15 protein-coding genes are annotated in these 17,818 nt (G+C 64.1%); 11 read left to right on the forward strand and 4 right to left on the reverse strand.

Annotated features, from left to right (window positions below):
* Positions 1-181 precede the first annotated feature (181 nt).
* The 5 genes from purQ (at position 182) to grxD (ending at position 4,788) form a co-directional block, all read left to right on the forward strand.
* On the forward strand, positions 182-871 hold the full coding sequence (gene purQ / locus ACODTW_RS01500; RefSeq protein WP_488944098.1) for a phosphoribosylformylglycinamidine synthase subunit PurQ: 690 nt from the start codon (positions 182-184) through the stop codon (positions 869-871).
* Entirely contained in the window at positions 868-3,090 is a 2,223-nt protein-coding gene (purL, locus tag ACODTW_RS01505; protein WP_488944099.1) for a phosphoribosylformylglycinamidine synthase subunit PurL, read from the forward strand. Before purQ ends, purL begins: the two co-directional genes overlap by 4 nt.
* Before the next feature lie 139 nt (positions 3,091-3,229).
* The gene (locus ACODTW_RS01510; RefSeq protein WP_488944100.1) at positions 3,230-3,466 is read left to right on the forward strand and encodes a BolA/IbaG family iron-sulfur metabolism protein; all 237 of its coding nucleotides are present in this window, start codon (positions 3,230-3,232) and stop codon (positions 3,464-3,466) included.
* A 15-nt stretch (positions 3,467-3,481) separates the two neighbouring features.
* Positions 3,482-4,267, forward strand: coding sequence for a hypothetical protein (locus ACODTW_RS01515; RefSeq protein ID WP_488944101.1), 786 nt, complete (start codon positions 3,482-3,484; stop codon positions 4,265-4,267).
* A gap of 182 nt (positions 4,268-4,449) precedes the next feature.
* The gene (gene grxD / locus ACODTW_RS01520) at positions 4,450-4,788 is read left to right on the forward strand and encodes a Grx4 family monothiol glutaredoxin (protein WP_488944102.1); all 339 of its coding nucleotides are present in this window, start codon (positions 4,450-4,452) and stop codon (positions 4,786-4,788) included.
* A 77-nt stretch (positions 4,789-4,865) separates the two neighbouring features.
* Here the strand turns inward: grxD and ACODTW_RS01525 are convergent, their stop codons facing one another.
* The 4 genes from ACODTW_RS01525 to ACODTW_RS01540 all read right to left on the reverse strand — a co-directional run bounded on the left by ACODTW_RS01525 (position 4,866) and on the right by ACODTW_RS01540 (position 9,334).
* Positions 4,866-5,315: a DoxX family protein gene (locus tag ACODTW_RS01525; protein WP_488944103.1), complete on the reverse strand. Its 450-nt coding sequence runs from the start codon at positions 5,313-5,315 to the stop codon at positions 4,866-4,868.
* A 201-nt stretch (positions 5,316-5,516) separates the two neighbouring features.
* Entirely contained in the window at positions 5,517-6,131 is a 615-nt protein-coding gene (gene rpsD / locus ACODTW_RS01530) for a 30S ribosomal protein S4 (protein ID WP_488944104.1), read from the reverse strand.
* A 327-nt stretch (positions 6,132-6,458) separates the two neighbouring features.
* A complete protein-coding gene (locus tag ACODTW_RS01535; protein ID WP_488944105.1) occupies positions 6,459-6,893 on the reverse strand; it encodes a hypothetical protein in 435 nt (144 codons plus the stop codon).
* A 65-nt stretch (positions 6,894-6,958) separates the two neighbouring features.
* Positions 6,959-9,334, reverse strand: a complete 2,376-nt coding sequence (locus ACODTW_RS01540) for a Tex family protein (RefSeq protein ID WP_488944106.1) — start codon at positions 9,332-9,334, stop codon at positions 6,959-6,961.
* A 413-nt stretch (positions 9,335-9,747) separates the two neighbouring features.
* Between ACODTW_RS01540 and ACODTW_RS01545 the strand changes: the two genes are divergently transcribed.
* From ACODTW_RS01545 to ACODTW_RS01570, 6 genes are all read left to right on the forward strand, one after another.
* Positions 9,748-12,207, forward strand: a complete 2,460-nt coding sequence (locus ACODTW_RS01545; RefSeq protein ID WP_488944107.1) for a heavy metal translocating P-type ATPase — start codon at positions 9,748-9,750, stop codon at positions 12,205-12,207.
* Positions 12,208-12,212: 5 nt separating this feature from the next.
* Positions 12,213-12,599: a Cu(I)-responsive transcriptional regulator gene (gene cueR / locus ACODTW_RS01550; protein ID WP_488944108.1), complete on the forward strand. Its 387-nt coding sequence runs from the start codon at positions 12,213-12,215 to the stop codon at positions 12,597-12,599.
* Between the two features lie 928 nt (positions 12,600-13,527).
* The gene (locus tag ACODTW_RS01555; protein WP_488944109.1) at positions 13,528-14,226 is read left to right on the forward strand and encodes a LuxR C-terminal-related transcriptional regulator; all 699 of its coding nucleotides are present in this window, start codon (positions 13,528-13,530) and stop codon (positions 14,224-14,226) included.
* Positions 14,227-14,826: 600 nt separating this feature from the next.
* Positions 14,827-15,501, forward strand: a complete 675-nt coding sequence (locus ACODTW_RS01560; RefSeq protein WP_488944110.1) for a helix-turn-helix transcriptional regulator — start codon at positions 14,827-14,829, stop codon at positions 15,499-15,501.
* Positions 15,502-15,755: 254 nt separating this feature from the next.
* Positions 15,756-16,424: a tetratricopeptide repeat protein gene (locus ACODTW_RS01565; RefSeq protein WP_488944111.1), complete on the forward strand. Its 669-nt coding sequence runs from the start codon at positions 15,756-15,758 to the stop codon at positions 16,422-16,424.
* A gap of 21 nt (positions 16,425-16,445) precedes the next feature.
* Positions 16,446-17,816: a PQQ-like beta-propeller repeat protein gene (locus tag ACODTW_RS01570; RefSeq protein ID WP_488944112.1), complete on the forward strand. Its 1,371-nt coding sequence runs from the start codon at positions 16,446-16,448 to the stop codon at positions 17,814-17,816.
* The last annotated feature ends 2 nt before the right edge of the window (positions 17,817-17,818 follow it).

The following is a 17,818-nucleotide window of genomic DNA, read 5'->3' on the forward strand; positions in this document are numbered from 1 at the left end:
GGGGTGGGGCGTCCGTGACGGCGGGCGCCCCACCCACCGATAACGCCGCCCTGCCATGGCCGCATCGGGGGACCCCCGACCTTGCATTGGACGGGCGTCGGCATTAGGTTCCGGCCGCATCGGGGGGCCGTCCCGGTGACGGTCCGCCGCCTTCCCTCCACCAACGGAACGGGTTTGCGGGATGAAGTCCGCCGTCATCGTCTTCCCTGGTTCCAACTGCGACCGCGACATTGCGGTTGCCTTGGAACAGGCTTCCGGCACGAAGCCCCACATGGCCTTCCACAAGGACAATGACCTGCCGGACGTCGATGTCATCGCCGTCCCTGGCGGCTTCTCCTATGGCGATTATCTGCGCTGTGGGGCCATGGCCGCCCATTCGCCCATCATGAAGGTGGTGAAGGAACGCGCCGCCAAGGGTGTGCGCGTCGTCGGCATCTGCAACGGCTTCCAGATCATCACGGAGGCGGGCCTGCTGCCCGGCGCCCTGATCCGGAACCAGTCGCTGAAGTACGTGTGCCGCACGGTCGGCCTGCGCGTTGAGAACAACGACAGCGACTTTACCCGTAAATACGCCAAGGGCCAGGTGATCGGCATTCCGGTCGGCCATGGCGAGGGTAACTATGTCGCCGACGCCGAGACGCTGAAGCGTCTGGAAGGCGAAGGGCTGGTGGCGTTCCGCTATGCAGCATTGCCGGGCCAGACGGCCGATCAGGCCAACCCGAACGGTGCCACCAACGACATTGCCGGCATCTTCAACGCTGAGCGCAACGTGCTGGGCATGATGCCGCATCCCGAACGCGCCTTTGATCCGCTGCACGGCAATATTGATGGCCGTGCCTTCTTCGATAGCCTGGTGGAGGCCCTGTCGTGAGCGCCCGCAAGGAACCCGTCGTCACCGAGCAGCTTGCCGCCGAACATGGCATCAAGGCCGATGAATATGTCCGTCTGCTGGAGATCGTCGGCCGTCAGCCGACCTTCACCGAGCTGGGCATCTATTCCGTGATGTGGTCGGAGCATTGCTCCTACAAGTCGTCGCGCGTCTGGCTGAAGAAGTTCCCGACCACGGCCCCCTGGGTCATCTGCGGTCCGGGCGAGAATGCCGGCGTCATCGATATCGGCGACAATCAGGCCGCCATCTTCAAGATGGAAAGCCATAACCACCCGTCCTATATCGAGCCCTTCCAGGGGGCGGCGACGGGCGTGGGCGGCATTCTGCGCGACGTGTTCACCATGGGCGCGCGCCCCATCGCCAACCTGAACGCGCTCCGCTTTGGCGAGCCGGGCCATTCCAAGACCCGCCAGCTGGTCGCTGGCGTCGTGTCGGGCATCGGCCATTACGGTAATTGCGTCGGCGTGCCCACCGTGGGCGGCGAGACCAATTTCCACAAGGCCTATAATGGCAATTGCCTGGTCAATGCCATGACCGTTGGCATCGCCGACCAGGACAAGATTTTCTATTCCAAGGCGGCCGGCGTCGGTAACCCCGTGGTCTATGTCGGGTCCAAGACGGGCCGCGACGGCATCCATGGCGCCACCATGTCCTCGGCCGAGTTCACCGAGGATAGCGAGGCCAAGCGCCCCACGGTGCAGGTCGGCGATCCGTTCACGGAAAAGCTGCTGATCGAGGCGTGCCTGGAGCTGATGAACACCGACGCCATCCAGTCCATCCAGGACATGGGGGCCGCCGGCCTGACGTCCTCCTCCGTCGAAATGGCGGGCAAGGGTGGTCTGGGGATCGAGCTGCATCTGGAAAAGGTGCCGCAGCGTGAGACGGGGATGACCCCCTATGAGATCATGCTGTCGGAGAGCCAGGAACGCATGCTGATGATCCTGAAGCCCGGTTCCGAAGACGTGGCCCGTGCCATCTTCGAGAAGTGGGAACTGGATTTCGCCGTGATCGGCCATCTGACCGACACGGGCCGTTTCGTCCTGAAGATGAACGGCGACACCTATTGCGACCTGGAACTGGCCCCGCTGTTCGACGCGGCACCGCTGTACCATCGCCCGACGGAAGAGACGCCGGCCCAGGACCCGCTCGACCTGGACGAGGATGAGCTGTGGCCGGAGGATCTGTCGCTGGGCGAGATCCTGACCAAGCTGGTCGCCTGCCCCGATCTGGCCTCCAAGCGCTGGATCTGGCAGCAATATGACAGCCAGGTGGGGGCGGATACCCGCTTCCTGTCCGGTCAGGCCGATGCGGCGGTTGTGCGCGTGCATGGCACGAACAAGGCGCTGGCCCTGTCGTCCGACGTGACCCCGCGCTACTGCTTCGCCGACCCGGTGCAGGGCGGGCGTCAGGCCGTGGCCGAGAGCTATCGCAACGTGTCGGCCGTCGGCGCCCTGCCGCTGGCCATCACCGACAACATGAATTTCGGCAATCCCGAAAAGCCCCGGATCATGGGGCAGTTCGCCGGTTGCGTCGAAGGCATGGCCGAGGCCTGCCGCGTGCTGGATTACCCGGTCGTGTCGGGCAATGTCTCGCTGTACAACGAAACCAACGGCGTGGGCATCCTGCCGACCCCGACGGTGGGCGGCGTGGGCCTGCTGGCCGACGGCTTCAAGGCCGTGGGTCTGGGCTTCAAGAATGATGGCGACATCATCCTGCTGGTCGGTGAGACCGAGGGGCATCTGGGCCAGAGCCTGTATTTGCGCGAAATTCTGGGGCTGGAGGAAGGTCCGGCGCCAGCGGTTGATCTGGAAACGGAAAAGCGTCACGGCACCTTCGTGCGCGATGCCATCCAGGCCGGCCTGATCACCGCGTCGCATGACGTGTCGGATGGTGGCCTGCAGGTGGCGCTGGCCGAAATGGCCATGGCCGGGACCAAGGGGGCGGACCTGTCCGGCCTGGATGGCTGGCATGTGGCGGAGCTGTTCGGTGAGGATCAGGGCCGCTACGTCCTGACCGTCAAGCCGGCCGATCTGGACGCGGTGGAGACCAAGGCCGCCGAGGCCGGCGTCACGCTCTCCCGCATCGGCACCGTGGGCGGCGACGCCCTGACGGGGGCTTCGGGCGCCATTATTTCGGTCGCGGACCTGATTGAAGCGAACGAGGCTTGGCTGCCGAACTATATGAATGGCAAGGTGGGGTAAGACCCTTACCGCTCTCTCTTCCGTCACCCCGGCGCAGGCCGGGGTCCAGAGTCCCGAGCACCTTGCTCTATGATCCTGGACCCCGGCCTGCGCCGGGGTGACGGTTGAAGGGGCCCCAATTTGTGAGAGGACCCGACCCATGGCGATGCACGCATCCGAAATCGAGGCCCTGCTGCGCGAGGCGTTCCCCGACGCCATCGTCCGCATCGACGACCTGCGCGGCGATGGCGACCATTACGCGGCCTATGTGGAAAGCCCGAGCTTCAAGGGAAAGACCCGTGTGGCCCAGCATCAATTGGTGTATGCTGCCCTTAAAGGTCGTATGGGCAACGAGTTGCACGCGCTGATGCTGACCACGGCGGTGCCGAAGGTGTGACAGGGGGAGCGTATCATGAGCACGCGTAACTTGTTTCCAAAGGCCTGTTACGCGTATCCGTTAGTTTGCTTGCTCATTTTCTATTGCGGCATAGTCAAGGCAGCCGACCGGTCGGCAGATGGGTATTTGAATATACCCACTGCCGACGCATTGGCTGATCCAACAAAGTCGGTGGTTTTCATGACTGTCGAGATTGCGCCTGACGCGCGGTCTGTGGTCGACGAAGCTGCGTTTGATTTCTCAAATGGCACAGATGCGGCATCCATCCCAATTTGGCGCCCTGATGCCCGTCGTTCCCGATACATCGTCGGCTCAAACGTAGTCGATAAATACGGTTTGCCACCGGGGCGTTATGGCTGGATGTGGGCCTGGGTTCATAATAAAGATGGCACTGAGTCATGGCAATTTCTTGATGGGTTAAAGATACCTGAGGAGAAGGAATACACTGTCCATGTAGTTACCGAAGACGGGAAGTTAGTTGAAAAAGTATTAAAGCGTCCAGACCGGATAATTGGTTTTGAGGTGGGGCCTGGGGAATGGATTTACATCGGCCATATTGTGATCTCGTATTTGGGAGAATTAGACGGCTTGGCGTTCCAGGGACAGATCGCTGTCAAGAGCCACGAGGATATGATGAAGAAGATGTTCGCAAAAACTCCCTATATCAAGATGCAGACTGAAGATCGATACGATGAGTTTGTTGCGGGATTGCCGCCGGAGATTGCTGTTAAGGTCCAGAAGAGGTTGGTGCGGGTCAATATTCCAGAATGGAGACTCCATGCGCCCCCTCGCATCAATTGAGGGCCGAAGCGAGATCGGATTTTGCCTGTTTCATCCGTGTGACTGTTTGGGCCGCCAAGCATGCCTGATTTGCTGGCCGAACGAACCCCCTGTTAAGGGATACCGTTCAGCGCTATATGTCGGAAGATTTGTCGCGGCACCGCTGGGGTGGGCAGGCGACGGGACTTGAGGAAGAGTGACAGATGGACCAGACGGTTGCCGAGCGCATCAAGCGCGATATCGCCGACAATGACGTCGTGTTGTACATGAAGGGGACGCCCGTGTTCCCGCAATGCGGCTTCTCCGCCGCTGTGGTGCAGGTGTTGAGCCACCTGGGCGTCAAGTTCAAGGGCATCGACATTCTGGTCGATCCGGCCCTGCGCCAGGGCATCAAGGAATTCGCCAACTGGCCGACCATCCCGCAGCTTTATGTGAAGGGTGAGTTCGTGGGCGGTTGCGACATCGTGCGCGAGATGTACGAGACGGGCGAGCTGCAGGATCTGCTGCGTGACAAGGGCGTGGCCTTCGCCGACGCCGCCTGATCCTATCCTTTCAGGACGTCATGGAAATGGCCGCCCCAGCGATGGGGCGGCCATTTTGTTGTGGCGATGCCGCTGGATCAGGCGCGCTTGGCGGCCAGGGGGGCGGCGGCTGTCAGATTGTCGACGGCCAGGGCGCCCGCGCCGGAACCGGCCAGCACCAGGAAGCCGCCGGCCATCGACACGTTCTTCCAGAACATGATCGACTGGAAATAAGCCATCTGCGCATCCGTCACGGCCCAGTAATTATGGAACAGGGCGCCCGTGACCAGGGAGAAGCCGGCCAGGACCAAGGCTGCGGCCCGCGTCTGGAAACCCGCGACGATGAAGGCACCGCCCACCAGTTCGGTCGCAATGGCGGCCAGCAGCAGCAGGGTGGAGGGCAGGGGCACGCCGGCGCTTTCGATATAGGCGAGGCTGCCATCCCAGCCCGTCACCTTCGACAGGCCCGAGGAGATGAAGATGGCGGCCAGCAGAACGCGGCCGGCAACGGGCAGATACTTGGCATTGTTGGCGATCAGCGTATTCATGATGGGGTTCCTTTCGGGATTTCGGTGAAGGGCGCCGGCATCGGCGCCGTCGTCTCTTGAAACCGAAAGTACGCCCGCCGAACCGTTGCGACAATGCGCGCTGGTCGCGATTTATTGTCCTGAAAATCGGGACAATGCGGGCACAAAAAAGGCCGCGTCCCGAAGGACGCGACCTGATCTGTTGCCCGAAGGCGACCGGACTTAGCGCGAATAGAATTCGACGACCAGGTTCGGTTCCATCTGGGTCGGGTACGGAACGTCGGTCAGGTTCGGGGCGCGCAGGTAGGTGCCCTTGAAGTTGCCGGTGTCGACGGTCACGTAATCCGGGAAGTCGCGCTCGTTCGACTGGATGGATTCCATGATCAGGGCGAAGTTCTTGGCCTTGGCGCGAACCTCGACCACGTCGTTATCCTTCACCTGATAGGAGGGGATGTTGACGCGCTTGCCGTTCACCAGGATGTGGCCATGGTTGATGATCTGGCGAGCCGAGAACGGGGTCGGGGCGAACTTCATGCGATAGACGACGGCGTCCAGGCGGCGCTCCAGCAGCTGGATCAGGTTCTCGCCCGAGTCACCCTTGCGGCGAACGGCTTCCTGGTACAGCTTGCGGAACTGCTTCTCACCGATATTGCCGTAATAGCCCTTCAGCTTCTGCTTGGCCATCAGCTGCAGACCGAAGTCCGACGGCTTCTTGCGGCGCTGACCATGCTGGCCGGGGCCATATTCACGCTTGTTGACCGGGGACTTGGCGCGGCCCCACAGGTTCACGCCCAAGCGGCGGTCAATCTTGTACTTGGCTTCTTGACGCTTGCTCATAACGAACTCCGTTTATGCCGATCCGCATGACCGGCGCTGTTGTCCCGGTAGTTCCCCGTCCTTCGCCGCAAACGGCAAATACGGGGACGGGGCGCCAAATGCTCGGCACCCGCCTTCCCAGGAATGCGGGGGGTATAGGGGATCAACGGGCCCCTGTCAAACCCAACCATCGCCGTTTCGCGCAACCCAGCCTGTCGGGATGGATTTCATGTTCCCTCAAGCGCCGGGCGCCCGCATCCGCGGGCTTGGCTTGGCGAGCGCATGTGCGCCGGGCTGGCGGTCGCCAGCCTCCAAACTGCTGAAGGGCAACCCCTCCGCAGTTTGGGATCACTTCTTCTTGGTCGGTGGTTTCAGGGGCGTGACCTGCACCGTGACCTTGGGCGGCGGCGGGGTGACGGGGTAGGTGGGGACCGGTTCGGGCACGAAGGTCGCCAGCGGGCTTTTCGTGAAGGGAATGATCACGGAGCCCAGGTCGACCATGCGCACAAAGCCCGGCCGGCCCGGATAGGGGCAGGCGGCGGAGAGATAGCGGATCACCTGCCGCCCGCCGGTCAGTGGCCGGTCCCAGGCATAGACGGGGCAGGGGCCTTGCGGGCTGTTATGCATCTCCCCCGTCTCAAACGTCGGGTAATTGCCATGCTCGCTGCCCTGGCCGTTATCCACGGCCGTGGGTGGCGGGGGCGGGCCGGGCGGCGGTATGTCCGCACAGCCGGCCAGCAGCAGCAGGGCCAGCAGCCCTGAAACCCGTGCGCCGATCCGCATGCTGCCCGCCCCCGTTGAATAACCCCGATCGGGTTATTCAACGGGATTGCGGCGGAAAGCGGGCGTCAGCGCTTGCCCTTGGCCTTGGCGGCCGCGAAGGCGGCGGCAAAGGCGCTGTCGGCCGGTGCGGGGGCCGGTGCGGCGGGCTTCCTGGGCGGCGGGGGCGGGGCGCTGGTCCGGGCGGGCGGCGGACCGCGCCGGTCGTCGCGGCGCTGGTCCGGGCGGGTATCACGGCGATCCGGGCCGCCCTGGGCGGGCTTGGCCGGGGCGGGACGTTCGTCCAGCTTCATGGTCAGGGCCACGCGCTTGCGCTTCAGGTCCACTTCCAGAACCTTGACCTTCACGATGTCACCGGCCTTAACAACCGTATGCGGGTCCTTCACGAAGCTGTGCGACAGCTGGCTGATATGGACCAGCCCGTCCTGATGCACGCCGACATCGACGAAGGCGCCAAAGGCGGTGACGTTGGTCACCACCCCTTCCAGCACCATGCCGGGCTGAAGGTCCTTCAATTCCTCCACCCCGTCCTTGAAGGTGGCGGTCTTGAATTCCGGGCGCGGATCGCGGCCGGGCTTTTCCAGTTCCTTCAGGATGTCGGTCACCGTGGGGATGCCGAACTTGTCATCCGTGAAGTCGGCCGGATCGAGCGATTGCAGGAAGCCGACATCGCCGATCAGTTTGGCCAACGGACGGCCCGTCTTCTTCAGGATGCGTTCCACCACCGGGTAGGCTTCCGGGTGGACCGACGAGCCGTCCAGCGGGTTTTCCCCGTCGCGGATGCGCAGGAAGCCCGCCGCCTGTTCAAAGGCCTTGGGCCCCAGGCGCGGCACGTCCAGCAATTGCCGGCGCGAGCGGAAGGCGCCCTTTTCATCGCGCAACGCGACGACATTCTTGGCCACCGTTTCCGACAGGCCCGACACGCGGGCCAGCAGCGGCACCGACGCCGTGTTCAGGTCCACACCCACGCCGTTCACACAATCCTCGACCACGGCATCCAGGGCGCGGGACAGCTTGGCCGGGCTGACATCATGCTGATACTGGCCGACGCCGATCGATTTGGGGTCGATCTTCACCAGTTCGGCCAACGGGTCCTGCAGGCGGCGCGCGATGGAGACGGCGCCACGCAAGCTGACATCCAGCTTGGGGAATTCCAGCGCCGCCACTTCGGACGCGGAATAGACTGACGCACCGGCTTCGGACACCATGATCTTGGTCAGCTTCACATCGGGCAGGCGCGCGATCAGGTCGGCGGCCAGCTTGTCCGTTTCCCGGCTGGCCGTGCCATTGCCGATGGCGATCAGGTCGACATTGTGGCGCTTCACCAGGGCGGCCAGGGCGGCCAGCGAACCTTCCCAATCGCGGCGCGGTTCATGGGGATAGACGACGCCCGTGTCCAGCAGCTTGCCCGTGGCATCGACCACGGCCACCTTCACGCCCGTGCGGATGCCGGGGTCCAGGCCCAGCGTGGCGCGCTGCCCGGCCGGCGGGGCCAGCAGCAGATCCTTCAGATTGCGGCCGAAAACGTGGATGGCCTCATCCTCCGCCTTTTCCCGCAGGACGTTCAGCAGGTCCAGTTCCAGATGCAGGGAGATCTTGGTCTTCCAGGCCCAACGGCAGCAATCGGCCAGCCAGCGGTCGGCCGGGCGGCCCCGATCCTGGATACGGAAGGCGGCGGCGATCAGCCCTTCGGCCGGGTGCGGCTGGCCGGGCAGCGGTTCATCGCCCACGGCCAGCTTCAGGTCCAGGATGCCGGCGGCGCGGCCCCGGAACAGGGCCAGGGCGCGGTGCGAGGGCATCTTGCCCAAGGGCTCGCTGAAATCGAAATAGTCGCTGAACTTGGCGCCTTCCTCAGCCTTGCCTTCCACCAGAACGGAGGCGACCTTGCCCTGGGTCTGGGCGAAATCGCGCAGGCGGCCGACCAGGCCCGCATCCTCTCCCATCCGTTCCACCAGGATGGAACGCGCGCCTTCCAATGCTGCCTTCACATCGGCCACACCCTTGTCGGCGGAAACGAAACGTTCGGCTTCGGCTTCCGGCGACAGGGCGGGGTTGGACAGCAACCCGTCGGCCAGCGGTTCCAGCCCGGCCTCGCGCGCGATCATCGCCTTGGTCCGGCGCTTGGGGCGGTAGGGCAGGTACAGGTCTTCCAGGCGGGTCTTGGTGTCGGCGTCCTCGATCTGCTTTTGCAGCTCGGGCGTCATCTTGCCCTGTTCATTGATGCTGGCAACGATGGTGGTGCGGCGTTCTTCCATCTCCCGCAGGTAGCGCAGGCGTTCTTCCAGATTGCGCAGCTGCGTATCGTCCAGGCCACCCGTCACTTCCTTGCGGTAGCGGGCGATGAAGGGGACCGTGGAGCCTTCATCCAGCAGGCCAACCGCCGCTTCCACCTGGGCGGGGCGGACGGCGAGTTCCTGAGCGATGCGATGGGCGATGGACAACATGCGGAACGGACCTTGAAACAGCATCTGGGGCGGCGGTGATAGCGCATCGCCGGGACGGAGGAAAGGTATCCGGCATGGGTATATAGGCGGAAGCGTGCGCCGGACGCAGTGCAGACAGGCGTTGACACCGGGGGCCATTAACCAATCACTAACCCCCGGTCCCTATAGTCATCTTCAGCAACATCTTCTGTTGTTTCCCTCCCAGAAGTTCCCGCCTTGAAGGCCCTGTCGTTCCGTGGCGACAGGGTCTTTTTTTTGTCCTTGACCTTCCCATCATGGGAAGGTTCAGAAAGGGAGGACGTTGCCGGCAGGGCGACCGCTTTGCCTCAGGTCAATGCCAAGGGGCCGTGGGTCGCCCATATGTTTTCCGGCCATTCGCCACAGGGCGCCCCAGCGGCGCCAACGGGAGCAGAATGATGTCGTCCGCTGTGATTTCCCTGCCCGTCCAGGGCATGCGTTGCGCGTCCTGCGCGGGACGGATTGAAAAGGTCGTGGGACAGGTCAAGGGGGTGGCGTCGGTCACCGTCAATCTGGCCGGGGCCCGGGTGCTGGTCACGCCCGCCGATAATGCCGATCAGGCCATGCCGGCGGCAGTGGTCAAGGCGGTGACCGATGCCGGCTTCACCCCGCAGGTGGAGCCGCTGCGCCTGAAACTGACGGGTCTGCGCTGCGCCGGCTGTGTGGGGCGCGTGGAAAAGGCGCTGCGGGCTGTGCCCGGCGTGATCGATGTGAAAATCTCCCAGGCGACCAGCGTCGCCCTGATCGATGCCGCCGGCATCGACCGCAACGATCTGGTCGCCGCGGTCGTGGGGGCGGGCTATGGCGTCGCCGATGACGGGGACGGGGGGCCGCCGGGTGGCGGCCAGCCCGGTCCCGACGGTGAGGCGTGCGAGATCGGCGGGACCGCAGCCGACGCCCCTGTCCGGCATGACCACGCCGCCCATCACCATGCCGCGACGACGGATGGCAGCGGGGAAGGCGTGCGGGCGGCGGGGGCCATCCTGTTGTCGCTGCCGCTGCTGCTGCCCATGCTTGGCGGGCCGGCGCTGCCGCCGCTGGCCCAACTGGCTTTGGGCAGCCTGGTGCAGTTCGGGCTGGGCTGGCCCTTCTATGCCGGGGCGTGGAATGCCCTGCGCCACGGGGCGGCCAGCATGGATGTGCTGGTGGTGCTGGGTACGCTGGCAGGGTGGGGCCTGTCGGGATGGATGCTGATCAACGCCCATCCGGGGCATGTGCCGCACCTATATTATGAAGCCTCCTCCGTTATCATCGCCATGCTGCTGCTGGGGCGCTGGCTGGAGGGGCGGGCCAAGCGCCGCACCGGAGAGGCGATCGAGGCGCTGATGGCGCTGCGCCCGCAGGTGGCGCGTGTGCGTGGGGAGCAAGGCGAGCGGATGCTGCCGCTGGCCCGGCTGCGGCGCGGCGATGTGGTGCTGGTCCGCGGCGGGGAGGCGGTGCCCGTGGATGGCACCATCCTGGAGGGGCAGACCCATCTGGATGAAAGCCTGATCACGGGGGAAAGCCTGCCCGTGTCGCGCGGGCCCGGTGCCAGGGTGACCGGCGGGTCGACCAACCTGGACGGGTTCATCGCCGTGCAGGCCGAGGCGCTGGGCGCCGACAGCACCCTGTCGCGCATCATTCGCATGGTGGAGGCGGCGGGCGCGGCCAAGGCCCCCATCCAGCGGCTGGTCGACAAGGTCAGCGCCGTGTTCGTGCCCGCCATCCTGGTGCTGGCGCTGCTGACGCTGGCCGGATGGCTGCTGGCGGGGGCGGGCGTGGAGACGGCGATGATCAATGCCGTGTCTGTCCTGGTCATCGCCTGCCCCTGTGCGCTGGGGCTGGCCACGCCCACGGCCCTGATGGTCGGCACCGGCACGGCCGCGCGCGCCGGCATCCTGATCCGCGATGCCGAGGCGCTGGAGCGGGCGCGCGACATCAACGTGGTCGCCTTCGACAAGACCGGCACCCTGACCGACGGCAAGCCGGCCGTGGCGCATGTGCAGCCCGTGCCGGGCGGTTCGGTGGACGAGGTGCTGCGTCTGGCCGCCGCCGTGCAGGCCGGCAGTTCCCACCCGCTGGCCCATGCCGTGCTGACGGCCCGGCCCAATGTGCCCGCCGCCGCGGATATCCGCGCGCTGCCGGGCCTGGGGGTGGAGGCGCGGGCGGAAGGCCGGGACCTGCTGCTGGGCAATGCCCGGCTGATGGCAGAGCGCGGCGTGGATGTCGCGGCCCTGGACAGTGTGGCGCGGGGCCTGGCGGCGCAGGGGCGCACCCTGTCCTATCTGGCGGGGGACGGGCTGGTGCTGGGACTGCTGGCCTTTGGCGATGCCATCAAGCCGACGGCCCCGGCCGCCATCGCCCGGCTGCGGTCGATGGGCGTGCGCACCGTCATGCTGACCGGCGACAATGCCGGGGCTGCGGCATCGGCGGCAGCCAGCCTGGGCGTGGACGAGGTGCTGGCCGAACTGGCCCCGCAGGACAAGGGCGAGGCGTTGAACCGCCTGCGCGATGGCGGCCGCCTTGTGGTGGCCATGGTGGGCGATGGCATCAACGACGCCCCGGCCCTGGCCGCGGCCGATGTCGGCATCGCCATGGGCACCGGTACCGATGTGGCCATGCGTGCGGCCGGCATCACCCTGATGCGCGGCGACCCGGCCCTGGTGGCCGACGCCATTGCCGTGTCACGCCGCACGGTGGTGAAGATCCGCCAGAATCTGTTCTGGGCCTTCATCTATAATCTGGTGGGGGTGCCACTGGCCATGGCCGGCCTGTTAAACCCCATGGTTGCCGGCGCGGCCATGGCCCTGTCGTCGGTCTGTGTGGTGACCAATGCCCTGACGCTGCGCCGCTGGCGTCCGGGCGGGGAAGGGTGAGGCCCATGAATATCGGAGAAGCGTCACGGGCGTCGGGCGTGTCGGCCAAGATGATCCGCCATTATGAAAGCATCGGCCTGATCCCGTCGGCGGTGCGGACGGAGGCCGGATATCGCGTCTATGACCAGGCCGACATCCATACCCTGCGTTTCATCCGCCACGCCCGCGACCTGGGCTTTTCACTGGAGGATCTGGACGGGCTGCTGCGCCTGTGGCGCGACCGCGGGCGCAGCAGTTGCGAGGTGAAGAAGCTGGCGCTTGATCATATCGACACGCTGGACCGCAAGATTGCCGAGCTGCAATCCATGCGCGCCACGCTGAAACAACTGGCCGATCGCTGTCAGGGCGACGACAGGCCCGATTGCCCGATCCTGGAGGGGCTGGCGGGGTGATTTCGCCCAAGTCCTTGAAATGTTAATGATTCATTAAAGGCGCCAAAATGCCGACCCTGTAAAAATGCCGGCAGTTGCGACTTTTTTTTATGAATCGGAAGAAAACTGCTTGACCGTCCCGGCGATTTGAAACAAATAGTCCTCACCCAGGGCGGAATAGGAAACTTGTTGCGTAAGCAACAAATCTTCCTGATGTGGCAGGCCGAAAAAAGAAAAGGCCGCTACAAGAGCGGCCTGAGTTTAGGGAGGAAACGCCCGATAAGGGCAAGCAGCACAACGTGCTGCGATGCACAATATGACTCCGTGGCACCATAAACGCAAGCGTTAAGACGGCCCCGTTGACGGGGCTGTCGGCATTTTCGTTGCCACCGGTAGACATTTGGCCGCAGGTCGGCCCAACTCCCCAAGAATCCGCCATTTTCAAACTGAATGCCCATTCGGGTTAACCCCTTATGGCGGCTCATAAATTCGCAATTCCATCGAGCGCGCACCCCGCCACCGCCATGTTGCGGTGCGGTGAACGCCATGTGCTTGATCGATATCAATCATGATATTGATGCATATCAAGCCCTAAATTCCAATTGGAGGTAGTGTTAGTAAGTGGCGACAGGTGCCATGATTTCATCAAATTTATAATTAAATAATTCCGTTAATCGATCTATTCCAAGCCCGAGGATGAATCAGGGAATCTGAAATGTGGTGGATTTTTTGGCTGATATGGTCAAAAGACGGGCATGAATTTGGCAATTCAGTGGCTGTGATATTGGTATAGGACTAAAGTGAATATGCGTTAATGCGTTCGATGGGTGTTCTTATCATTCTGTGAAGACTATGATCTAATCAGTTGAACATGGCCATTCTTAGGGGCCGCCCCTGCTGGTGCGCGTTGGCGCGCCGGGGTGTCCCGTCAGGCGCAGGAGCAATTGAGATGGAAAAGCCGACCGTCATTCTGATCGACATGAACAAGCTGTTCCGTGAGGGGCTGGGTCGACTGCTGGCCGATGTGGAATTCAGGGTCGTCGGGGAATTTTGCGGCGTCGACGAGATGCTGGCGGCCGATCTGGGGCCGGCCGAACTGATCCTGATCGATCCCGGGCAGGAACCGGCTGCCTTTGCTGCTGTCGGGCCGCTGCGGCAGCGCCATCCCGACGCCCACATCGTCATCCTGACCACCGGGCTGTGTGCCCGCCGTCTGACGGCGGCGCTGGAGGCCGGCGTCAATGGCTATCTGATCAAGGACATGTCCGCCGATGCGCTGGCGCAGTCCCTGCGGCTGGTGCGGACGGGGGAGAAGGTATTCCCCACCCATCTGGCTGACCTGCTGCTGGCCGGTCAGATGCAGTCCCCGCCGACGGAGATCGCTTCCCTGCGCAAGGGGCTTTCCCAGCGCGAGACCCAGATCCTGCGCTGCCTGATCGGCGGGGACAGCAACAAGGTCATCGCCAACACGCTGGGCATCACCGAGGCAACAGTGAAGGTCCATCTGAAGAGCCTGCTGCGCAAGATCAACGCCGTGAACCGCACCCAGGCCGCGATCTGGGCAATGAATAACGGCATCGCCCAGGCTGACGGGTCTTCCCCGGCCAATTCCGATGCGCGGACGGATTCGGTCGGCATCACCGCCTGACCTGTCCCTGCATATAACAGCATTCCGGACGATCCGACACACGCCGGGCGGAAGCCCGGCGTGTGTCCGGTCTGCAGGGTCGGCCGCATATGCGCGATACAACTGGCATATTCCAGTATGTTGTTTGTGGCAGGCCTGCGCAGGGGAGGTCCTGTTGCTCCGCCGCCATGCACGCGGTGCGATGCGGCCGTGTGTCTATCCAGACGTATAGTGCGTTACAGAGGTATTACATTTCCGGCGTTTTGCTATAAATTCATGAGAGACGATGTGTTTCCGGCCTATTTGTTAATAATTTCCTAAAATTTTGAGGGAAGTTGTTGATACATACAAGGAGACATCATCAAAACATTTCCTGTCGATACCCGAGGTGCTGGCGCGGCCGTTATGACTGCAATGTCTGCACACCCATCGAGTAGTAACTTCGATTGGCGTCCGGTGCTTTTCGCCCGGCGCTGATTGGGTGCCTTTCCGTGGCTCTTGCCAATTTCATGCGATGCGCTGCATAAAATTGTAGGAAGCGGAAAGCTCGTGTATAGTAGGGAAAATCTGGTAACCGGCATCCATGACAGGTTGCGGGTTCAACCTAGAGGCCTGTAAACAATGCGTCTGATACTGATCGATCATGAAGCCGCGTTCGTCACTCGCGTCCGGCAATTGGCGCGCCGCAGCGGCGTGGTGGACACGGTCGAGGAAGTGGCTGATTTAGCGGACTTGCGCCGCTATGCGGGGGCGCACCCGACCGAGGCGCTGGTCGGCATCGTATCCATTGCCATGGCCGTTCGCGGTGCCATCAAGGAATTCGTGCAGCATTGCCCGCAGGTGCCTTTGATCGCCATCGGCGGCAATGATCCCGACCGCATGCGGGCGGCGCTGGGTGAAGGTGCCCGCGCCTATGTCCGCCGCTCCGACGTGGCCGACGAATTGTCCAGCGCGCTGGAAGTTGTGCGGGACGGCGGCGTCTTCGTGCCGCCGGTCGTTGCCATGCGTCCGGGCGGGGAGCCGCTGATGACTGTTGCCGGCCCCGTTCCGGCGGGATTCTTCCGGGAGGATGCGGGCAAGCAGCTGACGCCGCGTCAGCGGGAAATCCTGTCCATGATCCGCGCCGGCCGCAGCAATCTTGAGATTGCAGAGGCGCTGGACCTGACCGTGGGAACGGTGAAGATCCACATCACCGCCATTTTCAAGGCGCTGGGCGTGCGCAACCGCACGCAGGCCATGGTGGCTGCCGACTGGCTGGACCTGCCGGCGATAGAGCCGCTGGTCACCCCGGTCTGATTTTGCATCACCCGATTTTGGCGCCGCGTGATGATGGGTGCGATGAAAAGGGCGGTCCCGGGGCCGCCCTTTTTGCTTTTTGCCCTGCAAATGCCAGAAAGCATCGTATGTTGATGTCTGATCCCACCGCTTGTTCTGTGCCCCCAGGGCGTGCAAGGGGTGGGCTTGCGGGGGCAGCCGCCTTGACCATCGGCGGGGTGTCTGCTATCGCCCCCCTTTATTCATGCGGATCGGCGACCGGCCGAGGGTGATGTATGTCCGATATCTTTCGTGAAGTTGACGAGGACCTCCGCCGCGACCAGTTCGTGAAGTTCTGGAAGCGGTATGGCGGGATCGTGGTCGGTGCCGCGGTCCTGGTCGTCGCCGCCACGGCCGGCAATGTCGGCTGGAAGCATTGGCGCACCACCCGGATGGAGGAGCGTACCGCCGTGCTGAGCGAGGCGCTGGCCAAGCTGCGTCCGGAAGCCGAAGGCGCCCAGCCCGATACCAAGGGTGCCGCCGAGGCGCTGTCCCAGGCCGCAGGCAAACTGGGCGGCGGACATGCCGTTCTGGCCCGGCTTTACGAGGCCGGCCTGCGCGCCCGCAATGGCGAGACCGATCAGGCGATCGCGCTTTATGATCAGGTGGCCGGCAGTGCCGACGCGGACCAGAGCCTGCGGGATCTGGCAACCCTTCTGTCGGTGCAGCAGCAGGTGGATACGGGCGACGTCAAGGCGCTGCGGACCCGGCTGGAGCCGCTGCTGAAGACGGGCAATGCCTGGCGGGCATCCGCGTCGGAAACCGCCGGCCTGCTGGCCGTGCGGGCCGGCGACAAGGCGGAGGCCGGCCGGCTGTTCAAGGAAGCATCCGAGGATGCCGGCGCCCCGCAGGCGCTGCGCGCCCGCGCCAATGAATTGGCCGCCCTTTACGCGGCGACGAAATAAAGTCCGGGAACCAGGAAGAAAATGGTCATCACCACCCGTTCCGCCGCCCCGTCCCGTCGCCGCTATCCGTTGGCAGCAAAGGTCGCGGCCCCACTGCTGGCCTGCCTGATGCTCTCGGGCTGCGGCATCACCGACTGGTTCAACAGCGATGATGATACGCCCAAGCTGGGCGGCAACCGCATCTCCGTGCTGCAGCTTCAGCAGCAGCTGGAGGTCGATCCGCAGGTCAGCGCCACCGAGGTGACGCTGCCCGATGCCGTCGCCAATGCCGAATGGGCGCAGGCGGGCGGCAATCCCGCCCATTATCCGGGGCATGTGGCCCTGGGCCGGTCGCTGACCAAGGCCTGGAGCATTTCGATCAGCGGATCGGACAGCAGCCGGCGCCTGCTGGCGGGTCCGGTCGTGGCCGGCGGCCGCGTCTATGTGCTGGACACCGATTACGATCTGCATGCCCTGGATGCCAAGTCCGGCAAGGCGATCTGGACCCGCAACATCCTGCGCGAGAAGCAGGAGGGCGAGGCCTTCGGCGGCGGTGTGTCCGTGCATGATGGCCGCGTCTATGCCACCAACGGCTTCGGCGAGGCCGTGGCGCTGAACACCGATAATGGCGAGCTGGTCTGGCGGCGGCGTATCGCCGGCCCGATTCGGTCGGCCCCCACGGTACTGGACGGTCGCGTCTATGTCTCGGCCGTCGATAATCAGCTGATCGCGCTGTCGGCCGAGAACGGGACCCTGCAATGGTACCACACCGGCTTCCTGGAGTCGGCGGCGCTGCTGGGCGGATCTGCTGCGGCGGTGGAAGGGGGCACGGTCATCGTCCCCTATTCGTCGGGCGAGCTGTTCGCGCTGCGCGTCGAGAACGGGCGCCAGTCCTGGCAGGACAGCCTGGGTGCCCTGCGCCGCGGTGAGAACCTGACGGGCCTGTCGGACATTCGCGGCCTGCCCATCATCGCCGATGGTGTCGCCTATGCCGTCAGCCATTCCGGCCGCACGGTGGCCGTGGACATCCGCTCCGGCCAGCGCATCTGGGAACAGGATGTCGGCGGGATCACGACGCCAGCCGTGGTCGGCGACTGGATCTTCATCACCACCAACGACGCCCAGGTCGTGGCGCTGACCCGCAAGGACGGGCGCATCCGCTGGATCGCCCCGTTGCAGCAATGGGAAGATCCGGAGGACAAGGAAGACCCGGTCCTGTGGACGGGTCCCCTGGTTGCCGGCGGCCGCCTGATCCTGACCAACAATCTGGGCGAGATGCTGGAAATGTCGGCCGCCGATGGTAAGACCATCAAGAAGACCGAACTGCCCGGCCCGACGCTGCAGGCGCCGGTCGTCGCGGGCGAAACCCTTTATATTTTGACGGAAGAAGGCGACCTGGTCGCCTATCGGTAACG

It is taken from the genome of Niveispirillum sp. FG148 (assembly GCF_057809655.1).